The sequence below is a fragment of the Petrimonas sp. genome (assembly GCF_963921705.1).
GTDB classification, from domain to species: domain Bacteria; phylum Bacteroidota; class Bacteroidia; order Bacteroidales; family Dysgonomonadaceae; genus Petrimonas; species Petrimonas sulfuriphila.
This window is the reverse complement of sequence record NZ_OY997410.1, coordinates 2,345,659-2,370,684: the sequence shown is the minus strand read 5'-3', so window position 1 is coordinate 2,370,684 and position 25,026 is coordinate 2,345,659. Positions and strand designations below refer to the sequence as shown.

General features: G+C 44.9%; 20 protein-coding genes. 14 read left to right on the top strand and 6 right to left on the bottom strand.

The features are described 5' to 3' along the window. Positions 1–112: 112 nt before the first annotated feature. From AACM02_RS09850 to AACM02_RS09820, 7 genes are all read left to right on the top strand, one after another. On the top strand, positions 113–1,417 hold the full coding sequence (locus tag AACM02_RS09850; RefSeq protein WP_339116847.1) for a hypothetical protein: 1,305 nt from the start codon (positions 113–115) through the stop codon (positions 1,415–1,417). 31 nt (positions 1,418–1,448) lie between these two features. Beyond that, positions 1,449–1,904 (top strand): hypothetical protein, encoded by a 456-nt coding sequence (locus AACM02_RS09845; protein WP_332456435.1) that lies wholly within the window; start codon positions 1,449–1,451, stop codon positions 1,902–1,904. Positions 1,905–1,911: 7 nt separating this feature from the next. After that, complete coding sequence (gene mtgA / locus AACM02_RS09840; protein WP_214062766.1) at positions 1,912–2,601, top strand: monofunctional biosynthetic peptidoglycan transglycosylase; 690 nt, start codon at positions 1,912–1,914, stop codon at positions 2,599–2,601. Between the two features lie 151 nt (positions 2,602–2,752). Continuing rightward, positions 2,753–3,091, top strand: coding sequence for a nitrous oxide-stimulated promoter family protein (locus AACM02_RS09835; protein ID WP_214062767.1), 339 nt, complete (start codon positions 2,753–2,755; stop codon positions 3,089–3,091). Beyond that, positions 3,092–3,970 (top strand): LuxR C-terminal-related transcriptional regulator, encoded by an 879-nt coding sequence (locus AACM02_RS09830; RefSeq protein ID WP_332456437.1) that lies wholly within the window; start codon positions 3,092–3,094, stop codon positions 3,968–3,970. It begins immediately after the preceding gene. Positions 3,971–3,987: 17 nt separating this feature from the next. Then, positions 3,988–5,151: an MFS transporter gene (locus tag AACM02_RS09825; RefSeq protein ID WP_321716220.1), complete on the top strand. Its 1,164-nt coding sequence runs from the start codon at positions 3,988–3,990 to the stop codon at positions 5,149–5,151. A gap of 18 nt (positions 5,152–5,169) precedes the next feature. Continuing rightward, entirely contained in the window at positions 5,170–5,916 is a 747-nt protein-coding gene (locus tag AACM02_RS09820; RefSeq protein WP_339116846.1) for a creatininase family protein, read from the top strand. 21 nt (positions 5,917–5,937) lie between these two features. On the opposite strand, the gene acnA is transcribed toward AACM02_RS09820, so the two are convergent. Further along, on the bottom strand, positions 5,938–8,712 hold the full coding sequence (gene acnA, locus AACM02_RS09815; RefSeq protein ID WP_339116845.1) for an aconitate hydratase AcnA: 2,775 nt from the start codon (positions 8,710–8,712) through the stop codon (positions 5,938–5,940). A 65-nt stretch (positions 8,713–8,777) separates the two neighbouring features. After that, positions 8,778–10,307, bottom strand: coding sequence for a prolyl oligopeptidase family serine peptidase (locus AACM02_RS09810; RefSeq protein ID WP_321716218.1), 1,530 nt, complete (start codon positions 10,305–10,307; stop codon positions 8,778–8,780). Positions 10,308–10,611: 304 nt separating this feature from the next. On the opposite strand from AACM02_RS09810, the gene AACM02_RS09805 reads away from it, so the two are divergent. The 5 genes from AACM02_RS09805 to AACM02_RS09785 all read left to right on the top strand — a co-directional run bounded on the left by AACM02_RS09805 (position 10,612) and on the right by AACM02_RS09785 (position 17,421). Next, a complete protein-coding gene (locus AACM02_RS09805; RefSeq protein ID WP_339116844.1) occupies positions 10,612–12,510 on the top strand; it encodes a methylmalonyl-CoA mutase family protein in 1,899 nt (632 codons plus the stop codon). Between the two features lie 15 nt (positions 12,511–12,525). Then, on the top strand, positions 12,526–13,428 hold the full coding sequence (gene menA, locus AACM02_RS09800) for a 1,4-dihydroxy-2-naphthoate octaprenyltransferase (protein WP_214063073.1): 903 nt from the start codon (positions 12,526–12,528) through the stop codon (positions 13,426–13,428). 150 nt (positions 13,429–13,578) lie between these two features. Next, entirely contained in the window at positions 13,579–15,729 is a 2,151-nt protein-coding gene (gene scpA, locus AACM02_RS09795; protein WP_339116843.1) for a methylmalonyl-CoA mutase, read from the top strand. Between the two features lie 119 nt (positions 15,730–15,848). After that, positions 15,849–16,913, top strand: a complete 1,065-nt coding sequence (gene corA / locus AACM02_RS09790) for a magnesium/cobalt transporter CorA (protein WP_339116842.1) — start codon at positions 15,849–15,851, stop codon at positions 16,911–16,913. A 13-nt stretch (positions 16,914–16,926) separates the two neighbouring features. After that, entirely contained in the window at positions 16,927–17,421 is a 495-nt protein-coding gene (locus AACM02_RS09785; RefSeq protein ID WP_339116841.1) for an O-acetyl-ADP-ribose deacetylase, read from the top strand. 12 nt (positions 17,422–17,433) lie between these two features. On the opposite strand, the gene AACM02_RS09780 is transcribed toward AACM02_RS09785, so the two are convergent. The 3 genes from AACM02_RS09780 to AACM02_RS09770 are packed head-to-tail and all read right to left on the bottom strand — an operon-like array spanning position 17,434 to position 22,056. After that, a complete protein-coding gene (locus AACM02_RS09780) occupies positions 17,434–18,144 on the bottom strand; it encodes a LytTR family DNA-binding domain-containing protein (protein WP_339116840.1) in 711 nt (236 codons plus the stop codon). 7 nt (positions 18,145–18,151) lie between these two features. After that, a complete protein-coding gene (locus AACM02_RS09775; protein ID WP_214062131.1) occupies positions 18,152–19,225 on the bottom strand; it encodes a histidine kinase in 1,074 nt (357 codons plus the stop codon). 47 nt (positions 19,226–19,272) lie between these two features. Then, positions 19,273–22,056, bottom strand: a complete 2,784-nt coding sequence (locus AACM02_RS09770) for an outer membrane beta-barrel protein (RefSeq protein WP_214062132.1) — start codon at positions 22,054–22,056, stop codon at positions 19,273–19,275. 208 nt (positions 22,057–22,264) lie between these two features. On the opposite strand from AACM02_RS09770, the gene AACM02_RS09765 reads away from it, so the two are divergent. Further along, on the top strand, positions 22,265–23,443 hold the full coding sequence (locus tag AACM02_RS09765) for a YeiH family protein (RefSeq protein WP_214062133.1): 1,179 nt from the start codon (positions 22,265–22,267) through the stop codon (positions 23,441–23,443). Between the two features lie 163 nt (positions 23,444–23,606). Here AACM02_RS09765 and AACM02_RS09760 read toward each other — a convergent pair whose 3' ends face one another. Beyond that, positions 23,607–24,476: a hypothetical protein gene (locus AACM02_RS09760; protein WP_339116839.1), complete on the bottom strand. Its 870-nt coding sequence runs from the start codon at positions 24,474–24,476 to the stop codon at positions 23,607–23,609. Positions 24,477–24,677: 201 nt separating this feature from the next. On the opposite strand from AACM02_RS09760, the gene AACM02_RS09755 reads away from it, so the two are divergent. Then, on the top strand, positions 24,678–24,881 hold the full coding sequence (locus tag AACM02_RS09755; RefSeq protein WP_339116838.1) for a hypothetical protein: 204 nt from the start codon (positions 24,678–24,680) through the stop codon (positions 24,879–24,881). Positions 24,882–25,026: the final 145 nt, after the last annotated feature.

Genomic DNA, 25,026 nt, shown 5'->3' with positions numbered 1-25,026 from the left:
TAAGTCTTCGGAGTTTTTGAAGTAGACTTACAGATTAAAAGAAAAGATTTTGAGCATTTTTCTTTAAAAGGAAATGTTTTTCGTATCTTTCGCCTCAAGATGTTGGAGAGGAATGAAAGGTATTGTTTGCGCAGTATTGATTTCTTTTTTTATCCCTGTGGCCGGTGCACAAACCCCGATGATAAACAGGGACAGTATTCCGCATTATTTTGATCAGGTAAAACAGGCAACACGCGAAAATGTTAAAATATGGGATAAGGACATCTACGGCCCTATTATGCTCATAGAGGAAGGTACCCGTGTAATCTATGCCAATGAGCCGGACAAAGACAATGTATTGGTGGCAAGGAGGGGTTATTACACGGGAGTCCTGCCCAAAGAAATCAGTTTTCAGAACACTTCGCTCGATTGGAAAGGAAAAACATGGGCAACAGTCGTTTTGCCGCTTTCACCCAATAAATACCAGCGACTCGATCTTATTACGCACGAACTGTTCCACAGTGCACAACTTTCGCTTGGCTTCGATATACGGGGATCAGATAATTATCACCTGGATGAGAAAGACGGCAGGGTATTTCTTCGGCTCGAACTTGAAGCCTTAAAAAAAGCACTGAGGGCCAGGAGGCTTTCGCTGGCAGAAGAACATTTGCGGAATGCATTGATATTCAGAAAGTATCGTCATCTGGTATACAGCGGATCGCAACTATCGGAGAACAAACTGGAATTGCTTGAAGGCCTTGCAACCTACACCGGACAAATGATGAGCGGACGCGATAAATGGCAGTTGCGCGAATACCTCATAGCGAGACTGGAAGATTATCCCAACACTCCTTCGTTTGTCAGGTCTTTTGCTTATGAAACTGTGGCGGTGTATGGCTTTTTTCTTTATCAGAAAAACAACAACTGGAACAAGGGTATTAGCGGAGAAACCGATCTTACAGAATTTTTCGAAGAGGCTTTTGAGTTAGATATGCGAATAGTTTTACCTTCATACGTAAGGCAATTATCGGAAGATTATCGCGGCAAGGAAATTCGTGATGAAGAGACTTTACGTAGCGAAAAACACACATTAACACTGAATGAGTTGCGGGATAAGTTTCTGGAAAAGCCGCGACTTGAAATTAAACTGGAGGATATGAACATGTCGTTCGACCCGGTTAACCCGATTCCCCTGGATGTTGACGAAGGGACGGTTTATCCCACCATCCGCATAAGCGACAACTGGGGAATCTTGACGGTGACCGGCGGAGGTGCGCTGTTGTCGCCCGGACTAGTATGGGTGGTTGTTTCTGAACCGGTGGAGATCGGCGAAGATGAAATTACCGGCGAAGGGTGGCGCATTGAGCTGAACAAAGGATATTACCTTGAAAAAAACAATCAGGGGAATTATTTGATGACGAAGAAAAAAAACGAGTGATTTTTCTTATCTTTGTGCTTTGAAACGGATTATGGAACTTGAGCTTAACGGACACAACAAACAGGAATACCCTCCCATGCACACTACGGAACATATTCTTAACCAGACAATGGTAAGGATGTTCGGTTGTGCCCGCTCGAAAAATACACACATAGAACGGAAGAAAAGCAAAGCCGATTATTTTTTGTCTCAATCGCCCACCCCTGAACAAGTACAAACCATTGAGGCGGGCGTAAACGAGATTATCGGCCGTCATCTGCCCGTTTCAGAAGAATTTCTACCGGTCTCAGCGGCAGCAGAGATAGTGGATTTATCAAAACTTCCCGATAATGTATCAGAAACATTGCGTATTGTCAGGGTAGGTGACTATGATGTTTGCGCCTGCATCGGTTCACATGTTGGAAACACATCGGAAATCGGGCGTTTTGAAATTATTAGCCACGATTTTAGCGATGGAAGGTGGCGGGTAAGGTTCAAATTGTGGTAGAGAAGTCATGAAAAAAATACCTCGTATCTTCGGTAAAATAGTGCTTTTTTTCTTTCTCTGGAGCGTAGTATCCGTGATAGGGTACAGGTTTGTCCCTGTCTATTTTACTCCACTGATGGGAATAAGAATGACGGAACAGATCGCAGAGGGGAGAAAGCCTGAGGTTAAGCACAAATGGGTTTCGTACACACGTATTTCGAATAATATGAAACGCGCTGTTGTCGCCTCGGAAGACCAGCGTTTCTTTAATCACAACGGCTTCGACAAGGTGGAAATTAAAAAAGCCCTCAAAGAGAATAAAACCCGTAAACGTCCCCGGGGAGCAAGCACCATCAGTCAGCAAACGGCTAAAAACGTGTTTCTCTGGCCCCGGTCGTCGTGGCTGAGAAAAGGATTGGAAGCCTATTTCACAGTTTTAATTGAATTTTTCTGGACAAAGGAACGTATTTTGACGGTCTACCTGAACTGTATGGAGGTGGGTGACGGGATTTATGGCGTGGAAGCGGTTGCCCATGAACATTTCAATACTACGGCGGAGAAACTTTCGGCTTCACAGTCGGCATTGGTGGCCGCAACATTGCCTAATCCGCTGAAATTTAGCTCAAAAAAACCGTCTTCATATATCAGGCAACGGCAATCGCATATCCTCCGGCAAATGCGTACAGTACAACTTCCTCCGGCTTCGGAAAAGAAGTGACTCTTCTTTTCATCAAATCATTTTGTCCCGATTTTGAGAAAAAAAATAAAAGGGTTACTTTTACGGTTCTTTATAGAAACGGACTCAGGCAATAATCAAGCTTATACCAATAACGCTGATTACAGAACGCGCCTGGCTGTTTAAACGATATATGAACGAAGGTGAAAAAAAAGTGGTGAACAAGATGATGGCCATCTATTGTAGGGCGAATCATAAACATGTGACGGGACTGTGTGAAGAATGTACCGTACTGAAAAATTATGCAATGAAACGGCTTGAAAATTGCCCTTTCGGTGAAAAAAAACCTACCTGCGGATCCTGCACTGTTCATTGCTATAAAAACGATATGCGATTGAAAATAAAAGAAGTAATGCGATTTTCAGGCCCCAGAATGCTGTTTTGGCATCCCATAGATGCTGTCCGGCATTTCTACAAAGAATACAGGCGGGATCGCTTCTCTTCGGTTGCTGAAAAATCTTTCCGGAAATAAATGGCAGACATTAAAAAAAATGCGGTCTTATCTGAATTGCTTACCGAGCACAGTGAACTTATACCTGTTGTGAACAGGTTTGGCATAAAACTGGGAGTGGGAGAGAAAACGATCGAAAAAATCTGCTTGGAAAATGACCTGAACATTGATTTCATTCTGGCCATCCTGAATGTTTACCTGGATGAAGAATATAATCCGGAAAAGGATCTCGATGCGTTTGATGTCTCACTTATCGTGGATTATCTTAAACGTACCGTCGAAAATTATATGCAGGCGTCTGTTCCGAACCTGGAAAAGCACTTCACCCCTTTTATCGCGATGAGTGGTGGCGAAAATGAAGAACTAAAACTGTTGCATAAAATATTCTATCAGTTCAAATCGGAGCTTTCTGAACATCTGCAGCAAGGCCTTGAGCAGCTCAGTGACTACCCAAATGAATTGTTGCACGATTTAAAAAACATTATCATCAGGCATATTTCGGGAAATTTTAACCAAAACCTTGCTTACGCGGTTATTTTTTCAATAACTGCCCTCGAAAAGGAGCTGCACATTCATAACCGGTTGTTGGAAAAAGTGTTGCGTCCGAAACTCAAGGAACTGGATTCCGGACATATCGAACACCTGAACCATACCTTTTCCGATGAACATAAATTGCAAGAGGAGAATAAGCAGTTGACCAACCGGGAAATAGAGGTACTGAAGCTTATAGTTCAGGGACGTTTAAACAAAGAGATTGCCGATAAGCTGAACATAAGCCTGAACACAGTCCTTTCGCACCGTAAAAATATTATTGCGAAGACCGGTATTAAAACGGTTTCCGGGCTTACGTTTTACTCTATTTCCAACGGATATGTTTCTCCCGGCGACCATGTTGTTTAGCAAAGGCAAAAAGGAATATGAATAATAAAACAATTGCATTTATAGCCAACTTTACGGGCATCTTTCTTTTCGGAATTTCCATGGTGATTATCGGTTCGATTTTGCCGTTGCTGAAGGCCCGTTTCGGAATGTCTGATATTGCTGCCGGAGGTTTATTCTCCGTTCTTCCCGTTGGTATGCTTGCCGGCTCGGTTTTGTTTGGGCCTGTTGTAGACAAGTTCGGTTACAGGTGGGTGCTTTCCGTTGCTTCGCTGTTTCTATCGCTCGGGTTTTTCGGGATAGTCCACGTGGGTTCCCTTCACTTGTTGAGGGCCGGTATTTTCTTTTTCGGATTGGGCGGTGGAGTCATTAACGGCGGTACCAGCGCATTGGTTTCCGACTTAAGCGAAGGAAAAAATAAAATCATAAACCTGAACTGGCTAGGATTGTTTTACGGTATTGGTGCATTTTCCATGCCAATGATCCTGAGCCGGATAGATGAGATACATTACACCTTGGTTATTGATGTGGTGAGTGGCATCAGCCTGGCTGTTGCCTTAATTTTTCTTCTCATCAATTATCCGTTGACCGTTCAAAAGGAAAAAATATCGTTAAAGCTCATTCCTGTTTTTGTAAAGAACAAGCTGTTTATGGCCATTTGTTTTTACCTGTTTTTTCAGTCGGCCTTCGAAGCCATAATCAACAATTGGTCGGTTTCGTTTTTTATTGATAAACTTGCCGTGCCTCAATATCAGGCATTGATAGCATTATCGGTTTCTGTCTCAGGACTGGTTTGCATGAGAATTCTTACGGGAAGCGTATTGAAAAAATGGCATCATTTTCGGTTGATTCAATTGTCGTTATTGCTGTTTTCGCTCGGGTTGATCTGTCTGGTGCTACCGGCATCCTACTTTATGCACTTGCTGGGAATGTTTCTTATCGGTAGCGGCCTGGCCCCGGGTTTTCCGGTCATGCTGGGTTTGGTAGGTGAAATCTTCAAGGAGGTTTCCGGGACGGCTTTCAGTTTTGCGATGCTCATTGCGCTCACCGGAAATACAATTATAAATTATTCAATCGGCATACTGACCGAAAAGTTTGGAATGAATGTTTTTCCGTATGTGGTTCTTGTGGAAATTGTAATGATGATTTTTATTTTCCTGTTGATTGGAAAAGCAGATAAGAAAACGGCTATTCGTTATTGACATTTAATTTTTCAACATATGAACTCAATTGATTTAAGGTCTGCCAACTGGAAGGACGTAAAAGAAGCCAGCTACGATGCCGTGGTATTACCCTGGGGCGCTTTTGAGCCGCACAATTATCATTTACCGTACCTTACGGATTGTTACTTATCGCATCATATAGCCTTGGAGAGCGCTTTACTCGCTTATGAGAAATCCGGCGTGTTGTGTGCTGTTCTGCCGCCGGTTTATTTCGGATCACAAAACCCCGGACAATGGGACTTGCCGTTGTGCATTCACACGAACAGCGAGACGCAAAAAGCCATATTGTGCGATATAGTCGATTCCCTGCACGGGCAAGGATTAAAAAAGCTGGTTATCGTAAACGGACACGGCGGCAATACATTCAAAACCTACATTCGCGATTTAGCCAAGAAATATCCCGATTTTACCGTTATCGCCGTGGACTGGTGGTCCATTGTACCTGCCGGTGCCTACTTTGAAGAGAAGATCGATGAGCACGGTGGGGAGCAGGAAACCTCGGTACTGCTCCATTACCGTCCCGATTTGGTGAAGATGGAACAAGCCGGTAATGGCAAAACATCTCCCTTACCGATGGAGTCCATCAATCAAAAAGTTGGCTGGTTACCACGACCCTGGCAACAGGTTTCCGAAGACACAGGGATAGGTAATCCTGCAAAATCCACCGCCGAAAAAGGCAAAAGATATGCCGAAGCTGTGGTGGGGAAAATTGCCGGTTTACTGGTTGAGTTGAAAGCGTGGTAAATCTTATCCACAACATTTTTATCAACTGTTCTTCAGGTAATCCCTCAGCACGTACTGCAAGATTCCGTTGTTTCTGTAGTATTCAATTTCGATAGCGGAATCCAAACGTACTTCCACTTCGAATACGGTCACTTTTCCGTCAGGATGTACCGCTTCAACCTCCAGTAATTTATGGGGGATCAGGTTGTCGGCCAGCCCGGTGATGTTGTAGGTTTCGGTTCCGTCCAGACCGAGGGTTTCCGCATTCTCACCTGCGAGGAATACAAGCGGTGCTACCCCCATTCCTACGAGATTACTCCGGTGAATGCGTTCGAAGCTTTCGGCTATGACGGCTTTTACACCCAACAGGAAAGTTCCTTTGGCTGCCCAGTCGCGGGAAGAACCTGAACCGTATTCTTTACCCGCTATGATGATTAAGGGCGTTTTATCCCGTTTATACGCCATCGCTGTTTCGTAAACGGTTTTTACCTCATCGGTCGGAAAATACCGGCTGAAACCACCTTCCCGGTCAACGATTCTGTTTCTGATACGCACGTTGGCAAAAGTACCTCGCATCATCACTTCGTGGTTTCCGCGCCGTGCCCCGTATGAGTTAAAATCCGCTTTCCCCACTCCGTGGGCTTTCAGGTACTGTCCTGCGGCACTCTCTTCCCGGAATGAACCTGCCGGCGAAATGTGATCGGTGGTTACCGAGTCGCCCAGGTAGAGAAGTACGCGGGCGTTTCGGATATTGATCATCGGGTCGGGGTCTACAGTGAGGTCTTTAAAAAACGGAGCTTCTTTTATATAGGTGGATTGCCTGTTCCATTCGAAATTTTCATCGAGATTTACTTTCAGCTCCTGCCAATCTTTTGAACCTTCGAAAATAACATCATACACTTCTTGAAAATCGTTTTGTTTCACACATTTGTTGATGGTTTCCACAATCTCTTCCCGACCGGGCCAAACGTCTGCCAGATAGACAGGATTTCCGTTAGGATCATAATCCAGGGGTTCCTCCATAAGGTTAATATCGACGCGTCCGGCTAATGCATAAGCTACTACCAGCATGGGCGACATCAGGAAATTCATTTTGACCTGCGGGTGGACCCGTGCCTCGAAATTTCGGTTCCCCGATAAGACTGACGCCACTACCAGATCTCCTTTCTCAACGGCTTCCGCTATTTGTGGCGGTAAAGGACCGGAGTTACCGATACAGGAGGTGCATCCATAACCTACGGTATGGAAACGCAACGCATCAAAATATTCATTTAGTCCCGCCCGTTTCAAGTACTGCGTAACCACTTTTGAGCCGGGGGCCAGCGAAGTTTTTACCCACGACTTGGTCCTTAATCCTTTTTCTACCGCATTACGGGCCAATAACCCGGCGCCAATCATCACGGCAGGATTAGAGGTGTTGGTACAGCTGGTGATGGCCGCAATAACGATGCTCCCGTCGCTGAGGATAAGTTCTTTGTTCTTGTGTTTAATGCGTACGGATTGCAGGGATTCCGCAATGATTTCGTGTGGAGCAGCGCCTTCGACAGGCGTTTTACCGAAGGTGAACTCTGTTCCCGAACCGCCGTCGGCCAACCATGCTGACTCCGAACGTTGCAGAGGGGATTGGTACTTCCGGTTGTGTTCTTTTTCAAGCAACTCGGAAAATTTGTATCCCAGCTCTTTTACCGGAATTTTGTCCTGAGGCCGTTTTGGCCCGGAGACGGTCGGCTCCAGCGTGGATAGGTCGAACTCCACTACCGATGAATAAGCGATCTTCTCGTTGCCTGTTCTCCACAACAGGTTTTCCTTGCTGTATTCCTCCACAATCTTTATCTGCTCCGGTGAACGGTTGGTAACGTGCATGTATTCCAACGTCCGGTTGTCAATGGGAAAATAGGTTACCGTACATCCGAATTCGGGTGACATATTGGCAATGGTAGCCCGGTCGGTTACCGTCAGGTTGTCCAGCCCGTCACCAAAAACTTCCACGAATTTTCCCACCACACCTTTTTCACGCAGCACTTTTGTAATGGACAGTACCATATCTGTGGCCGTACAGCCCGCCGGAATGGTGCCGGCAAGTTTTAGCCCGATAACTTCGGGACAAGTGAAGAAAATAGGCTGTCCCAGCATGGCAGCTTCCGCTTCAATTCCACCTACGCCCCAGCCGACAACTCCGATCCCGTTTACCATTGGTGTGTGTGAGTCGGTTCCCACCAGGGTGTCGGGAAACAACCATCCGTCGCGTATTGTGATTCCCTGAGCCAGGTATTCCAGGTTTACCTGATGGCATATACCCATTCCAGGTGGCACAACGGTAAAGTTTTTCAATCCTTTTTGTGCCCATTTCAGCAGTTCGTAACGCTCCTTGTTCCTTTCGTATTCCAACTCCACGTTCTTGCTGTAGGAGTAATTGGTCCCGAAATAATCCACTTGAACCGAATGATCGATAACCAAATCGACCGGAATAGCCGGATTGATTTTTTGTCCGTTTTTTCCGTGACGGACGTATTCAGCTCTTAGTGAAGCCATATCCACTACAGCCGGCACGCCGGTAAAATCCTGCATCAAGATACGTGCCGGTTTAAACGGGATATCTTTGTCCACGGGATTGGGCGACCAATGGGTCAACGTCTGAATATGATCATCGGTGATGCTGAAGCCGTCGTAATTCCTCAACACGTTTTCCAGAAGAATCCGGATACTGAAGGGTAAGTGCTCAATGGCCTCCCCCGGCAGATTCTTCAATGAACTGTAACGATAGCTGTGGCCATTAACTTCAATGGTTTCGACAGCTCTTGCAGTTGAATAAGCCATAATTTTAATTGTTAAAATTAACACAAAAGTTAAACATATTTTCCGCTTACCTGTCTTTTGAAGGTCTATTCACGTAACCCCTCCAGCCACTTCGATAGTTCGGAAAGAAAAAGAGAATGATACGAATAGGATTCCCTGTATCCGAAACCGTGACCTCCGGCCGGATACAACAAAAATGTTACCGGGACGTTGTTCCGTTGCAATGCTTCAACATATCGGAATCCGTTTTGCGGAGGGACAACCTTATCGTCTGCAGCGAAGATAACAAACGCCGGAGGCGTCTCTCCGGTTACTTGTTTATCGTTAGAGTATTTGCTGGTAAGTTCTGGCGAAGGATCTTCCCCGATCAGATTTTTTCTCGATCCAGCGTGTGTAAATGTTTTATCCATGGTTATTACCGGGTAAAGCAGTATCTGATAGGCGGGACGGTCGGCGCCGGTCGTATGCGTAGCGTAAGTTGAAGCCAGGTGCCCGCCTGCCGATGAGCCCATTATACCGATATCCTCCGGATTAATGCGCCATTCCGAAGCATGCTGTTTCACCAGATCGAAAGCTGCCTTAACATCAATAAACGGAACAGAGGGATTGCCTTGCGGCATCCGGTACTTCAGTACGACAAGAGCAATGCCCCTTTCCAGGAAAAAAGGTGCCCAATCGAACCCTTCGTGAAAAACAGCCAGCCCCTGATACCCTCCGCCGGGTAAGGCAATAACTGCTCTTCCTGTAGCTTTATCGGGATCGGGCAGGTATACGCGCACAGAAGGAGCAAGCATGCCTCTTGAATCCTCCTTGTCCATTGCCGGAGTGTCTTTTACAGTTCCCAACGAGTATTCTGCCCATTCTTTGGGTTGAACCGCCTGTTTGATTGCCTTCCCCCAGAATTCACCGAGTTTTTGCGCACCTGTCTTGTTCGGATGAAGGTAAAACGTTCCTGAATTACCTTCTTCTTTGAAAAAGAGCGGTTTGTTGTCCTTGAAATGATCGAATGCGGCTGTGTCTCCCAGCATTACCTGTCCGGGGAAAATGGAGCCATAATCGGCTGCCAGTTTCTTCAACTCCGGAAAATAAGACTGCAATACCTCCAGTCCTTCCTGCAGATAAGTGGATCTGTTGTGTGTGGTGGGGCTGTACCATATGGGCCGGTTGAGCACGATCCGGCTGGAAGGATATAACCTCAGGAGCTCATCCGTGATCGCCTTCATGTTTGTATAATATTGTTCCGGCTGCATGCGAGACTTGAGGTTTCCACGCAACGCGCTGTCGTTAGTTCCTAGCATAATGGAGAAGAGAAGCGTCCCGCCTTCTTTCGATAACTCGTCGGCAGCAGCTTTCACTCTTGTGAAAAAAGTGTTGGAAGCGGGTAGAAAGTTCACTGTAGTCGAGCCACTTATACCACAATTGCGAAATTCAATTTTTCCCGGGATTCGTTGCTCAAGCCACCGTACAGCCTGCACGGGAGGCGCTTCTTCGTGCGGGTTATCCAGTATAACTCCCTGCGTGATGCTGTTACCGATAAATACGATGTTTGTCTGTTGTGCAGAGGCAACGGTTGCACAGCCGACGATAAAAATGTAAAAAGAAAAAAGATATTTCATACGATTAAAATTAAAGCGAAAACCCGAGTTAAACCATAACCTCGTCCGGACCGAGGATTCAGAATAACCGTTTTTTCGTCCAAATTTACAAAACATTCGCTAACAACAATAAGCAAAAGAAAGAAAACTATTTTTTTGCTGTTAACTTCTCAAAAACAAATCCCTAAAACACTTTTTTAACTAAGCAAAAAAGAGTAATTTTGCAAGCTTATTGAGAGTAAGAACAAAGACAATATTTTTTTCTATCATCCCTTACTTTCCTTGTTAGCATGAAAAGACCTAAAATAATAAATATGAGTAAATTATGAGTAATCAGAAAGAAAAACTTTTTACCGATTTTCCTCCGGTATCCACGGAAGAGTGGATGGAAGTTATAAACAAAGACCTGAAAGGGGCTGACTTTCAAAAAAGACTGGTGTGGAAAACAAACGAAGGTTTTAATGTAAATCCTTTCTACAGGGCCGAAAACATCGAGGGGTTTTCTTCGGCCGGAAATCTGCCGGGACAATTCCCTTACGTGCGCAGCACAAGAAAGGACAATGTTTGGTATGTGCGTCAGGATATCGACGTGAATGATTATGCCGATGCCAACAGGAAAGCCTTGTCGCTGTTGGACAAAGGTGTTACATCACTTGGGTTTCATCTTCCGAAGAATGACCTTTCGGCGGAAAACCTCAAAGTTCTTCTCAACGGCATCGCTCCCGATAAAGTGGAGTTGAACTTCAGAACCTGTATCTCCAAAACACACGAGCTTGCCCGGCTGGTGGTGGCATACGTTACTTCGCAAAACCTGGACCTTCTGAGATGTTTTGGCTCCATCGAGTACGATCCGTTCCGGAAGATCCTGAAAAAAGGAGTGGATGTACCCAACTGGATGAACGATGCTGCCGAAATGGTGAAAATCACGGCTTCGCTTCCCCGCTACAGAAGTATTTCCATTACCGGAAACTTGCTGAACGATGCCGGGGCATACAGCTACCAGGAGTTGGGCTTCAGCCTTTCCTACGCAAATCAGTTGTTGGGTGCACTTATCGGAAAAGGGCTTGCCCCGTCGTTAGTAGCCAAAAAAATTAAATTTGAATTGGGTGTAGGATCCAACTATTTTATGGAAATTGCCAAATTCCGTGCGGGACGTTGGTTGTGGGCCGAGATTGTGAATGCATACAAGCCGCCTTGCCCTCCTTATATTGAATGTGAAAACACTGCTGCAGACGGCACTTGCCTTTGTGCGGCCAAAATGAATATTCACGCTTCCACATCGCGATTTAATCAGTCGCTTTATGACCCGTACGTGAATTTGCTACGGACACAAACCGAAGCTATGTCGGCTACTCTTGGTGCGGTGGATTCGCTGACAGTACGCCCTTTTGACGAAGCGTTTGAAACGCCATCCGAATTTGCGAAACGCATTGCCGTGAATCAGCAACTGTTGTTAAAAGAAGAAGCACACTTCGATAAAGTTACCGATCCTTCTTCGGGCTCTTACTATATAGAAACATTAACTGTATCGCTTGCCGAACAAGCCTGGAAATTATTCCTCGAAACTGAAGAAAAAGGTTTTTACGAAGCTCTCAAAGCAGGTACTGTACAAGATGCCATCGCAGCATCGTGCGATGCTCGTTTTAATGCAGTGGCCAACAGAAAAGAAATTCTGCTGGGAACCAACCAGTATCCAAATTTCACGGAAAAAATGGCTGAAAAATTAGCTGATCCTAAAGATCATTCGTGTGGGTGCGGTACTGGAGACAAGACGGCACTGAAGCCACTTGTGATACGGCGTTTGGCCGAACCGTTCAACACGCTTCGTTTGGCTACCGAAAAGAGCGGTAAAACACCGAAAGTGTTTATGCTTACTATCGGGAACCTGGCTATGCGCCTCGCTCGTTCGCAATTCTCCAGCAACTTCTTCTCGTGTGCAGGATACCAGATCATTGACAACAACGGTTTTCCAACAGTGGAAGATGGCGTAACTGCTGCCCGTAATGCAGGAGCCGACGTGGTGGTTCTCTGTTCAAGCGACGACGAGTATGTGGAGTTGGCTCCCAAGGCTTTTTATCTGTTAAAAGGCGGAAAAGAGATCTTTGTAGTTGCAGGCGCTCCCGCTTGTATGGACGATTTGAAAGCTCACGGAATTGAATACTTCATCCATGTTCGCAGCAACGTGTATGAAACGTTGAAAGGGTTTAACAAGAGATTACTCTAACAATCCAAACAAAATATGCCCAAGCTCAAACACTGGTTAATGGTTGCACATCCCTGGTCCTGGCCCGCGTCGGGATCACCGGCAATGATCGCTTTTTCGTACGTGTTTTACATGTACAAAACCGGTGTTGTGGCTGAAGTGAATTGGCTCTTTGGCATGCTAGCGATAATCGGAGCAGTAATATTTCATGCAGCCGGAAACCTCATCAGTGAATATCACGATTACGTAAGAGGAGTGGATAAACTGGAAAAAACAGGCCCCGTACGCCTTATCGTTCTCGGTATCTTTGAACCGAAGCCGGTGTTGCTGTACGGGTACTTGGTACTGTCTGCAGGTATCCTCCTGGGTATTTACCTGTTGGTAAACACAGGGTTTCCTTTGCTTATTATAGGAACAATAGGGATTATCAGCTCCACACTTTATTATAAGTTCAAGTATGCCGGTATGAGTGACTTGGTAATATTCATCTGTTATGGATTGTCTATCACTTTAGGCGTGGTGTATGTCATGACAACGGAACTCTACTGGCCGATATTGCTGATCAGCACACCCGTGGGAATGCTTATCGTAGCTATACTGCACGCTAACAATACCCGCGATATGCTTCAGGACAAGGAAGCCGGCATTAAAACGCAGGCGATGAAGTTGGGGCTGGAGGGATCGCAAATAGTGTATCAAACGTTGTTGCTGGTGGCTTATCTTATAGTAGCTATTGCCGTAATGATGCGTTTTCTGCATCCTGTTGTTTTTGTGGTGCTCGTTACTTTTCCATTGGCCATAAAAAACATCAAACTCATGAAAACAGCTACTGTTGACAACCTGGTAAAAATACAGTTTCTCGATACCCACACTGCAAAACTGGTATTGATGTTCAGCGTGCTGTTATCGGCGGCAAACTTTATCGCGCCGTTTGTCTAGACAAAAAGAAACAAGAATCAAGACATTGGGCTTGGATTGATAGGAAAAATAGTATACGATTAAAGATAAAGTACATTTCATACAGAAAAAATAATATTTAAAAGTCTTGGCTCTTGAATTTAAGAGTCCTGGCTCTAAAAAAGAAAAAACATGAAACCTGATTTCAAAAGTATTGATTTTAAATCGGCTGGCTTTGAAGCAACAGACGTTGCCGGGTGGGCTGAGAAAAATGAAATAAAAGCCGATTGGCTTACACCGGAACAAATTCCGGTAAAACCTGTATACACAAGGGAAGATCTCGAAGGAATGGAACATCTCGGATATGCTGCCGGAGTGGAGCCTTTCTTGCGTGGACCTTATTCTACCATGTATGTAATGCGTCCGTGGACTATTCGTCAATATGCCGGATTTTCTACCGCCGAAGAGTCCAATGCCTTTTATCGCCGCAACCTGGCTTCGGGCCAAAAAGGATTGTCCGTTGCTTTCGATCTACCCACACACCGTGGATATGATGCCAACAACGAGCGTGTGGTAGGCGATGTGGGCAAAGCTGGGGTATCGATTTGTTCGGTGGAAGACATGAAAATTCTTTTCGATGGAATTCCGCTTAACAAGATGTCTGTTTCCATGACCATGAACGGGGCTGTGTTACCCATCCTGGCTTTCTATATTGTTGCGGCACAGGAACAGGGAGCTAATCTGGAAGAGATGGCTGGAACGATTCAGAACGATATCCTGAAAGAATTTATGGTGCGAAACACCTACATCTATCCACCCGAATTCTCCATGAAAATCATTGCCGATATTTTTGAGTTTACGTCACAGAAGATGCCGAAGTTCAACTCTATTTCCATTTCGGGATACCATATGCAGGAAGCAGGAGCGACAGCCGATATAGAACTGGCTTATACCTTGGCTGATGGCATTGAGTACCTGCGTGCTGGAATCAACGCGGGCATCAATATCGATGCTTTTGCTCCCCGCTTGTCGTTCTTCTGGGCCATTGGTATGAACCACTTCATGGAAATTGCCAAAATGAGGGCAGCCAGGCTGCTTTGGGCGAAGATTGTGAAAAGCATGGGCGCGAAGAACCCAAAATCGATGGCGTTAAGAACCCATTCGCAGACATCAGGTTGGTCGTTGACCGAACAAGACCCGTTCAACAATGTGGGACGTACTTGTATCGAAGCTATGGCGGCTGCTCTGGGACACACGCAATCGTTGCACACAAATGCATTGGACGAGGCCATCGCTCTGCCGACCGACTTCTCGGCCCGTATTGCCCGTAACACGCAAATCTATATCCAGGAAGAAACGCAGATCACCAAACAGGTTGACCCGTGGGCAGGCTCCTATTACGTGGAATCGCTTACCCAGGAACTGGTGGACAAAGCGTGGGCGTTGATTCAGGAAATTGAGAAACTGGGCGGAATGGCTAAGGCTATTGAAACGGGTGTTCCCAAAATGCGTATTGAAGAGGCTGCCGCACGTACTCAAGCCCGTATCGATTCGGGAGCACAGAAGATAATCGGTGTAAACGTTTGCCGGCTGGAGAAAGAAGACCCCATCGATATTCTTGAAGTGGATAATACCGAAGTACGGAAACAGCAAATTTCCCGGTTGGAACAACTTAAGGCCGGACGAGATAACGAAGCGGTGCGCAAAGCGCTGGACGCCATTACCAAATGCGTGGAAACTAAACAGGGAAATCTCCTTGAACTATCGGTCGAAGCAGCACGGGTTCGCGCTACACTGGGCGAAATATCCGATGCCTGCGAAAAAGTTGTAGGACGTTATAATGCAGTAATCAGAACAATTTCAGGAGTGTATTCAGCAGAATCAAAATCAGACGCCACGCTCGAGGAAGCACGTGCGATGACCGAAAAATTTGCCAGGAAAGAAGGCCGCCAGCCGAGAATCATGGTGGCAAAAATGGGACAGGACGGACACGACCGTGGAGCAAAAGTGGTTGCTACGGGTTATGCCGACTGCGGTTTCGATGTGGATATGGGACCGCTCTTCCAGACTCCGGCAGAAGCTGCCCGCCAGGCCGTAGAAAACGATGTTCACGTGCTGGGCGTATCTTCGTTGGCAGCCGGACATAAAACGCTTGTTCCTCAGGTCATTGAAGAACTGGCTAAATTAGGCCGTCCCGATATTATCGTTATCGCCGGTGGTGTAATTCCCGCCCAGGATTACGATTTCCTTTACAAGGCAGGGGTTGCCGCTATTTTTGGCCCGGGCTCCCCGGTGGCGAAATCGGCCATCCAGATTGTAAAGATCTTGTTGGGAGAAGAATGATAGGAATTACAATTCTCGATTTCGGAATTGGGTTTTAACAAGTTGCGGGTTGCGAAACTTTTTTCGTAATCCGCATTTTTTTTATGAAATGATTAACTTTGTGAAAATCCTAAATTTTTATGCCTTATATTCCACATAAGAAGAAAGAAGACATTGGCCTTTCACCCTATGAATTGAAATTCAGAGGGAAAAAGAAAGCCGAAGACATACGTGTTCAGGTCATCGATTTTGACCTGGAAGGGGTACGTGAAACGGAAATAAAAGATACCGGGGAACTGAGGAAGTATTTGAGCTCTGATTCCATCACCTGGATAAACGTTGACGGATTGCACAACGAACAAATTATCCGTGATTTGTCGGATATCTTTTCTATTCCCGCTGATATCCTCTCGGATGTGATGGAGCCATCGTCCCGTCCACAGGCGGAGGAGTTTGATAACGGTTTCTTCGTTTCCATAAAGATGATGGAGTTTAATGAGAAAAAGAACAGAGTGTTGGTCGATAACCTGAGTCTTATCGTGATGGACAAGATTCTTGTCACTTTTCAGGAAGAAAAAGGCGATGTGTTTGAACCTGTCCGGGAAAGGATTCGCAAGCACAAAACTAAAATCCGCACATCCGGATCCGATTATCTGGCGTTCACCCTGCTGGATGTCGTGATCGATAATTATATCTATATTTTAGGTGTTTACGGCGAAAAAGTGGAAACACTTGAAGGAAAACTTATTCTGGACACCAATAAAGAAACACTTAAGATAATCAACCTTTTTAAACACGAGCTCAATAATTTACGTGTTGATATAAAACCGGCAAAAGAAATGATTATGGGACTGGTGAAACTGGATACGGATTTTATACAGGAGGAAAACGAAAAGCATTACAAAGAGCTTCAGGACAATATCAATCAGGCAGTTGACCTGCTTGATTATTACCGCGAAGTACTTTACGATGAATTAAACATGTACCATTCATCGATGAGTACAAAACTCAATGACACCATGACCGTACTCACCATTTTTTCGGTGATTTTTATCCCGTTAACTTTTATTGTGGGTGTTTACGGAATGAATTTTGATAATTTTCCCGAGTTGCACTGGAAATACGGATACTTTATCGTCTGGGGCATAATGTTACTCATTGTCGCCGGGATGATTGGGTATTTTAAAAAGAGAAAATGGTTTTAATCGATTGAAAAAAATGAAAATTAAATGGGTAAAAGCCGATATAACCCGACTGGAAGTGGACGCTGTTGTAAATGCTGCAAACAGTATGTTATTGGGTGGAGGTGGGGTAGACGGGGCGATCCACCGTGCTGCAGGGCCGGAGTTGCTGGAAGAGTGCAGAACGTTGAACGGTTGTGAAACCGGAAAAGCTAAAATAACCCGTGGTTACCGGTTGCCGGTAAAACACGTTATACATACGGTAGGACCCGTTTGGCACGGTGGAAGCCGAAACGAAGAGAGTCTGCTGAAGGAGTGTTATGTAAATTCACTTAAACTTGCCGATGAGCAAGGATTGAAATCGATAGCCTTTCCCAACATCAGTACCGGGGTTTACCGGTTTCCGAAGGAAAAAGCAGCTGAAATAGCTGTGGATGCAGTGAAAAATTTTCCGGCTAAATTTGTGGAAGAAGTTACTTTCGTGTGTTTTGATGAAGAGAATTTTGAAATTTATAAGCGGCGATTGGAATAGAATATTTTTTATTTACTTCCCATTAATTTCTTCCATAAACGCTTTGCGGTAAGTTTCACCGATAGGGATTTCGTGCTTTCCGATGATAATGCGGTTTTTTTCTACCCGGACAATCTTATCGCGATTCACGATAAACGACCGATGTACACGAATAAACCGTGTAGCTGGCAATTCATCTTCCATCGATTTCATACTCATGAGCGTAAGGATGGGCTTGGGATCTTTACCGGTGAAAATTTTAATATAATCTTTCAACCCCTCAACCAATAGGATGTCATCAAAAAGGACATGCACCAGCTTATAGTCGGAGCGGACGAAAATTCCCGAAACTTCAGATTCTCCCTTCTCCTCCGAAGCGGCTTTCATTTCAAACCATTCCAATGCCCTTTTCGAAGCACTTAAAAATTCGGAGTAGGAGAAAGGTTTCAGTAGATAATCCAAAGCATTGACCTTGTACCCATCCAGAGCATATTCGCTGAAAGCGGTAGTGAAAATAATACGAGTGTTTTTATCCAGGAACCGTGCAAATTCCATGCCATTCACTTCAGGCATTTGAATGTCGAGAAAAATCACATCTATGCGCTCGTTGGGCATATTGTTCATTGCCTGTATGGCGCTGGAGTATTTGCCGGTCGAGTTTAAAAAAGGTGTTTTTTGAACATAAGAATCAAGTAATCCCAATGCCAGTGGCTCATCGTCAACTATCCAGCAATTCAGTTTCATAACGTTATTAATCTTCTTTCGTATTGATGATCAAAGTGGTGGAGTAGGTGTCTCCGGTAACTTCGGAATCCCATTGATACCGCCCTGGATAAGCCATTTCCAACCGTTTTTTAACGAGCCCTAGTCCGATTCCGCTACCGCTCTTGTCTGCCTCCGACTTGGGATAGTAACTGTTCCGGGAAACAAATTCGATTTTTCCATCGGGTGTTTCCGACAAAGAAATATCGATAAATGATGGTTTATCACCGCTGATCCCGTGTTTAAAAGCATTTTCAATCAAAGATATAAAAATTAACGGTGCTATGGGTGTACCGCTGTTTGTTTTTACTGAAAGTTGTGTGTTCAGCTTTACATTTTCAGACAGCCTGATCCGCATCAGGTCAACGTAATTTTTGATAAAATCCACTTCCTGATGCAAAGGAACAAGCGGTTTGTCGTTGTCGTAAAGGATGTGACGCAATAGTTTACTCAAATCTAGCACAGCCTGTTGTGCTTTGGAAGGATTAAATTCCACCAGTGCATAGATGTTATTGAGGGTGTTGAGCAGAAAGTGAGGGCTGATCTGATTTTTCATGTTTTGTAATTCAGCTTCCGATTTTGCTTTTTCCAGCTCTTTCCGCTCACTCTCCACTTCAAACCAACGAAAAGTCATTTTCAGAGCAACGCTTAATCCCATCATGGTTACTAAAGTAGTTAAGTTCCGGATGACAAAAAGCCAGGGCGAAGGCCTGAATTTACGGCCACCGCGTCGAGGCATATGTTCCGGGCTTATCCATCGCAACAAATCATTTCCAAAATGCATGAGTACGGCAGCGGCAACGATCAACAGCAAGTTATATAAAATGAATTCCCTTGTTCTCCCTTTAAATAAAAACTGTTTTATCAGCAGAAAATAATTGATATAGAAAACCAGCAACAACCCCAATGTATCGGGTGTTGAACGGATGAACAGGTCCCAGCGAAAAAGCCTTTCCCGGTCAATAAAAAAATAGGGTGCAACCACAATCATGCTCCACAATAAAATGTGCACAAGAATGACTGCGTATGTATTGGTCGTGTTGTTCCTGATGCGATTTTCCATTGTAAATCCAGTTTAAAATTTGGGTAATTAAAGGTGTCTCCGTAGCATTAACCGCCATGGCCACGTCCAAAACCTCTTCCGGGACCGGGACCGTGCTGAGGCATCATGTCTTCTCGTGTTGCTCCATTTTTAAAAATATTGAAACGATAAACAAAGTGTACCATGAAGTAGGTGGTAAGCGTGTTGGTTGTTGTGTCACGAATATAGTTGGACGTCACAGATCTACTGATGTTGCTGCGTTGTTGCAGAATATCATATATCTTTAAACGGATGGTGCCGTTCTTTTGTTTAAACAATTGCTTCTGAATGGAAGCATTCCATAACCACTCGTCTTGCGTAAAACCATCGGAATAACCTGAATTGGTACTGTAGTTGATATCGCTCTCAATGGACATATCCCAGGGAAGGTAAAGGGTGGTATTGGCATTTCCACCGTAATTAAGAAACTCCTGGTCTTGTTGTCCTTCCAGGCTATTTTTTACTTTGTTATAGCTAATGTTACCGCGGATTCCAAAATCTATCAGGTCAGACCGGTAATTTAACCCGAGCGTTTCACCCAGATTGAGCCTGCGGCTCAGGTTTTTCTCCAGATTAGAGAAACCGTTTGCATGATTATAGCTGGCAAATGACATGGAGAAAACAGAGAATCTGATGTTCTTCAACGGGATGTTCATCATCATACGGCCGTTGGCATTCCAGTTACCCGCTACATTTTCATACGTGGTCTCCCTGCGTCCCGTTTCCCGGTCGGTCATGGTGGATGAAACGATATCATTAGTCAGGTAACGGATGTCTCCAAAAAAACCCATGGAACGGTTCTTTTCGGGATTAAAATTCTGATACCGAAGATTCAGCCTGTGTTCAAAGGATGGGTTCAAATCGGGATTCCCGTAAGTGATGTTCAGCGGGTTCGAAACATCCACTACCGGAGACAGTTGGGTTACCGAAGGTTGATCGGTATTGCCAAAATAACGGAGCCTCAGGTTATGCTGTCGTGTCCATCTGTAGTTGAACTGCGCCATGGGTGCGTAATTGACCACATCTCGGGTAAAATCACTGATTTTATTGTCTCCTATAAACGTTTTGCTTTGCGAGCTTGAAGGTTGTACAGAGAACCCAATCGTATAATCGTACTTCTGACGAACAGACTGAAAGTTAAACTCAATCTCCTGATTGGTGAAATTATTTTCCAGACGTTTGCTGTACTGTTCATCTAAAACCGTGTAATTACCTGACTCATCCTTAACACGGGTATCTTTATCCGATCCGGAAATATTTTGGCGATACTGATAGGCAAACTGAATAGCGTTGTTGTTTCCCAACGGCTCAACGTAAGATACATAACCGCGCCAGTTTTTGGAATCATTGGTATTGACAAACCGCTGATCAATAAGGTCATCGGGTTTCGTTCCGTTGTAAAAAGTGTTGGATAGATTTGTCCCTTCATTTTCAGAATCGGACATTCCTCCACGCAACTGAACACTCAATATACGGCCTTTTTTACCGAGTGTACGGCTCACATCCAACCGCGCAGAAAGGTTCTTTCCGTCACCCGTGGAATTATATCTTGAATCTCCGTAATTTATGGAATCCTCCAGGGTTTCGGTTGTGGTCAGAAAGTCGCTGAGCTCAGTCCTTCGATTGTTGTAAACCGATCCTTCAGGATTAAAAATAATTCTCGTCAACGTATCGGGTGTCCATTCCAGGCGCAGGTCCATGTTGACATTCTGGCTGTAATTGTTGCTGGAATTATTTTCGTCTTCCAATGTGTTACCACTGCTGAGAATATTTTGTGTATGTGTTTTGGAAAGTGTATTGTTGTCAGTATTTCCATACCGGAGATTACCGCCGAGCTTCAGTTTGTTGGTAAATTGCTGGCTGAAATTAAAACCTGCATTTCCGGATGTGGTGATTCCGCTTCGTCCGCCAAAGAACATCCTTCTACCTCCACCACCTCCACTTCCAAACATCGAAGATGCCAAATCGGAAAATCCGGCATTGTTGGTGTTGTTAAAACCACCCAAAACAGTATATTGGTTCTTGTCCTTCATATAATTGACCATCGCATTCCCTTCGTACCGGTCTTTTGTGCCGTATCCCACAAAGGCGTTACCAAACAAACCTTCTTTCATCCCGGGTTTTACCATCAGGTTGATGATGGTCTCTTCTTCTCCGTCATCAAATCCGGTCATCTGCGCCATATCTGTTCTCCGGTCAAGGACTTGCAACTTTTCGACCATTTTGGCGGGCAGATTCTTCGAGGCCACTTTCGGGTCAGTGCTGAAAAACTCTTCACCGTCTACCATGATTTTTTTTATTTCACGGCCGTTAACGGTTATCTTCCCTTCCGAATCTATTTCAATCCCCGGCATCTTTTTCAGCAGATCCTCGAGAATAGCACTTTCGGTCACCTTGTACGAGTCAGCATTGTATTCAACGGTATCTCCCCTGACTACAATTTCTGCAGCTTTTGCCGTTACCACTGCCGCATCGAGCAGGATATTGTCTGTTCCGAGCTCAACGCTACCTAAATTAGCCGTTCTGTTTGTATTACTGATGGTCACATTACGAAAAAGATCATGGTGGCCAACATACGTAACGTGTATGATGTAGTTTCCGTAAGGAACCGATATGGCAAAATTACCTTCCTGGTCACTGGCTACTCCGTTGAGATACAGGCTATCTTTCTGATGTAAAATGCGAACATTGGCCTGGGCAACAGGCTCTTTTGTTTCCTGATCGACAATTTTCCCCGTAATTCTTCCGTTATTTTGAGCGAAAATTGACACCCCGATGAGTAGTAATCCGATAAATAAAACAAATCTTTTCATACGTTTATTAATTTAACTGATTTTGATAAGCGATCGACCAAAACTGCAAATTCGCTGTTAAAACCGGAACAAAAATAACCGGATGTCACCTGGATAACAAATGAAATAGACAAACGAATGGATTGTATCGACGAAATGACGTAAATAACGGATGAGAAATAAAATTTATTTATACCTTTGGCGAAGAAAATCAAAAATCTCATTCAAAATGTTAAAATCCTTAAAGAACGAAGACTGGACGGCTACGCTCATTGGTGGAGTCATTTTGTTGCTTGTCATATTGATGCCGGGTTACATGAAAAATCCGGTAGTTTTGTTTACATCAATTGCCGTGTTATCCTACCTGGGATATCTTTTTTTAGGAAACAAAGATAAGGGACAATTTATCTTATCCTTTATCATTATCTACGCACTTGCCTTGTTGGCTGATGTGATAACCGATGTGGCTTTTGTGAAAAAAATGGGGCTGGAATCGGTCTTTTTCTCTGTTCTGATAGGATTGATTGTGCGTAATACGATTGGATTACCCAAATGGATGGGAGCTGCCGTCCGGAGTGAATATTACATAAAAGCGGGCTTGGTTATCCTGGGTAGCAGCATCCTTTTCGGAGAAATTATGAGGGCGGGCAGCCTGGGTATGATTCAAGCCGTAATTGTGGTGCTAAGCGTGTGGTATTTCAGTTTCTGGGTTTCGCGGAAGATGGGTGTTGATTCTGAAATGTCCATGATGTTATCGAGCTCAGTTTCCATTTGCGGTGTTTCTGCTGCCATTGCTACTTGCGGAGCCATCAAGGGCGACCCTAAAAAACTCTCTTTCATTGTTTCGCTTGTTCTTATTGTCGCTATCCCGATGATGTATATCCTGCCTTTCTTTGCCAAATGGATGGGATTGAGTGAGCAGGTGGCCGGGGCTTGGTTGGGAGGCACTATTGATACTACGGCTGCCGTGGTGGCTTCGGGAAAATTCATCGGGGAAACGGCAGAGCAATACAGCGTTATCATTAAATCGGCGCAAAACGTGTTGCTGGGTGTTGCTGCTTTTGCTATATCCATTTACTGGTCTTACAAAGGTACAAATTCCAATATTCGTCCTTCGGGGAGTGTTTTGTGGGAGCGTTTCCCAAAATTTGTCCTTGGGTTTCTTGTGGCATCGCTGATCTTCAGCTTTGCTTTTGAACCGGCAACCGGGAAAAGTCTCTCGAAAATTGCCCAGGAATCGCGCGGGTTGCTCTTCTCGTTGGCTTTTGTTTGCATTGGCCTGGAAACCAGCTTCAGGGATATCTTCAAGAAAGAAAATTCAAAATATATCTGGTCGTTTCTTATTGCGCAGGGATTTAATATTGTCCTGACGCTTGTTGTTGCGTGGTTTCTGTTCAGAAGTTTCTGATTTTCATATTTGTTTTAAAGATTTTAGAACCAAGAGCCATGGCTGTGGGCTATGTGATGTCTGATGCTAACTGCCAACTTATTACGCCCACATGGGTTCTCCGGGCACGTTGGGTACGCTTCCGCCCAGGATATTCTGCGTGAGTTCAATGTCGATAATTTCGCTACAGGGCACTTCTCTCCAGCAATTGTTCCGTAAGGGACACCGCTTCGCGGTCGGGACGGCAATCGAGGCGATAAACAGGCGTGCGTTTCAATATGTCGCTCAGGGTATAGGTTATCAGTTCCTTGTTGTGCGAGTTGGCACGCATCACACTGGCAGATTGCAGCAACGATGAAATGGCGGCCAGCCCTTTCTGCTGCGTGAGTTTATTTTCGTGGTGCTGATACAGGTGCACGAAAGCGGCAACTTCTGCCGACCGGTTTTTGTAGCACGGCGTTTTTCCGCTCCACGGTGTACCAAATACGCGCACCATACCATTGGAACAAAGGCGCACCACCGGTTCGTCATCGTTCAGCAACGCGCAATCCGGCACAAATTCCTGCCACAGGCGGCTGTGAGTGCTTTTGCCCGTACCGCTTTTGCCGAGAAACAGCAACGCTTTGCCATCCGCCTCAATTACCGAAGCGTGCATTTTTACGGTTTTCACCGGGGCCGATGCCATCCCGAAAGCCATGACGAGGAAATTATTGAGAAACAGCGCCTCATTTTTCGTCACCAGCGACAGGTCGGTATATATATGCTGCCAGTCGTGGGTGGCATAGAGCACCTGTTTGCAGTTGTTCAGTTGCATGGTTATTGTCCATCCGCCGGGAGTATTATATACTTCGTATTGGATGCCGTTCCACTCGAAACTGTCGTAGCGCGGGCAACTGGGAACGGCAAGGGGCAGATCGCCCGACAAGCGGAACAGCACGCCGTTTGCCGCATCATGAACACGAAACAGATCGAAATTGGGCAGCAACGCTGCCGTTGCCGATGCATCGGGCGTTTCAATGGCTACGGTATGTCCGGCAATTTGATAATGTAACATGCGTATTAGGGTTCGAATTCTTTATGACACAAATTACCGCTCGAACTTGTTCGCTCGTTTTGACGAGGAACTTGCGCGAGCGGGGGATACTTCAACGCGCTACATCTATATGGAAATAATGAACCAAAAACCGATTTTGCTGTTTTATTCTTGTGGTTATATGATAAATAATTTATATTTGTAACCATAAAATATGTTGTTATGAACACATCAACCAAAGGTTTCTACATTGAATTGCCCGCAACCGATTATCAGTTTTTCAACACATTGGCCAAGAAAATGGGCTGGAGTGTGAAAACTAAGAAAAGCGTATTGGGTGACTTTATTAAATCGCGTCCGAAGGATGTACCCATTTCAGATGATGAGATTTTGAATGAGTTATATGCCGTCCGCTATAAGCGATGAAAATCATTGTAGATACAAACATCTGGATATCTTTTGTGATTGGCAAACGGTTGTCGTCTTTGCAAAAGATTGTACACACACTTCACAGAAGTGCGCGAGCTACGGAGGCTTCTCAAAGTAGCGGCTGCTTTGGAAGCAGCAGCTA

Bases quoted from the DNA above. Each gene is read 5' to 3' on its own strand.
- AACM02_RS09850 (WP_339116847.1), top strand. From the start codon at position 113: ATGAAAGGTATTGTTTGCGCAGTATTGATTTCTTTTTTTATCCCTGTG.
- AACM02_RS09845 (WP_332456435.1), top strand. From the start codon at position 1,449: ATGGAACTTGAGCTTAACGGACACAACAAACAGGAATACCCTCCCATG.
- mtgA (WP_214062766.1), top strand. From the start codon at position 1,912: ATGAAAAAAATACCTCGTATCTTCGGTAAAATAGTGCTTTTTTTCTTT.
- AACM02_RS09835 (WP_214062767.1), top strand. From the start codon at position 2,753: ATGAACGAAGGTGAAAAAAAAGTGGTGAACAAGATGATGGCCATCTAT.
- AACM02_RS09830 (WP_332456437.1), top strand. From the start codon at position 3,092: ATGGCAGACATTAAAAAAAATGCGGTCTTATCTGAATTGCTTACCGAG.
- AACM02_RS09825 (WP_321716220.1), top strand. From the start codon at position 3,988: ATGAATAATAAAACAATTGCATTTATAGCCAACTTTACGGGCATCTTT.
- AACM02_RS09820 (WP_339116846.1), top strand. From the start codon at position 5,170: ATGAACTCAATTGATTTAAGGTCTGCCAACTGGAAGGACGTAAAAGAA.
- acnA (WP_339116845.1), bottom strand. From the start codon at position 8,712: ATGGCTTATTCAACTGCAAGAGCTGTCGAAACCATTGAAGTTAATGGC.
- AACM02_RS09810 (WP_321716218.1), bottom strand. From the start codon at position 10,307: ATGAAATATCTTTTTTCTTTTTACATTTTTATCGTCGGCTGTGCAACC.
- AACM02_RS09805 (WP_339116844.1), top strand. From the start codon at position 10,612: ATGAGTAATCAGAAAGAAAAACTTTTTACCGATTTTCCTCCGGTATCC.
- menA (WP_214063073.1), top strand. From the start codon at position 12,526: ATGCCCAAGCTCAAACACTGGTTAATGGTTGCACATCCCTGGTCCTGG.
- scpA (WP_339116843.1), top strand. From the start codon at position 13,579: ATGAAACCTGATTTCAAAAGTATTGATTTTAAATCGGCTGGCTTTGAA.
- corA (WP_339116842.1), top strand. From the start codon at position 15,849: ATGCCTTATATTCCACATAAGAAGAAAGAAGACATTGGCCTTTCACCC.
- AACM02_RS09785 (WP_339116841.1), top strand. From the start codon at position 16,927: ATGAAAATTAAATGGGTAAAAGCCGATATAACCCGACTGGAAGTGGAC.
- AACM02_RS09780 (WP_339116840.1), bottom strand. From the start codon at position 18,144: ATGAAACTGAATTGCTGGATAGTTGACGATGAGCCACTGGCATTGGGA.
- AACM02_RS09775 (WP_214062131.1), bottom strand. From the start codon at position 19,225: ATGGAAAATCGCATCAGGAACAACACGACCAATACATACGCAGTCATT.
- AACM02_RS09770 (WP_214062132.1), bottom strand. From the start codon at position 22,056: ATGAAAAGATTTGTTTTATTTATCGGATTACTACTCATCGGGGTGTCA.
- AACM02_RS09765 (WP_214062133.1), top strand. From the start codon at position 22,265: ATGTTAAAATCCTTAAAGAACGAAGACTGGACGGCTACGCTCATTGGT.
- AACM02_RS09760 (WP_339116839.1), bottom strand. From the start codon at position 24,476: ATGTTACATTATCAAATTGCCGGACATACCGTAGCCATTGAAACGCCC.
- AACM02_RS09755 (WP_339116838.1), top strand. From the start codon at position 24,678: ATGAACACATCAACCAAAGGTTTCTACATTGAATTGCCCGCAACCGAT.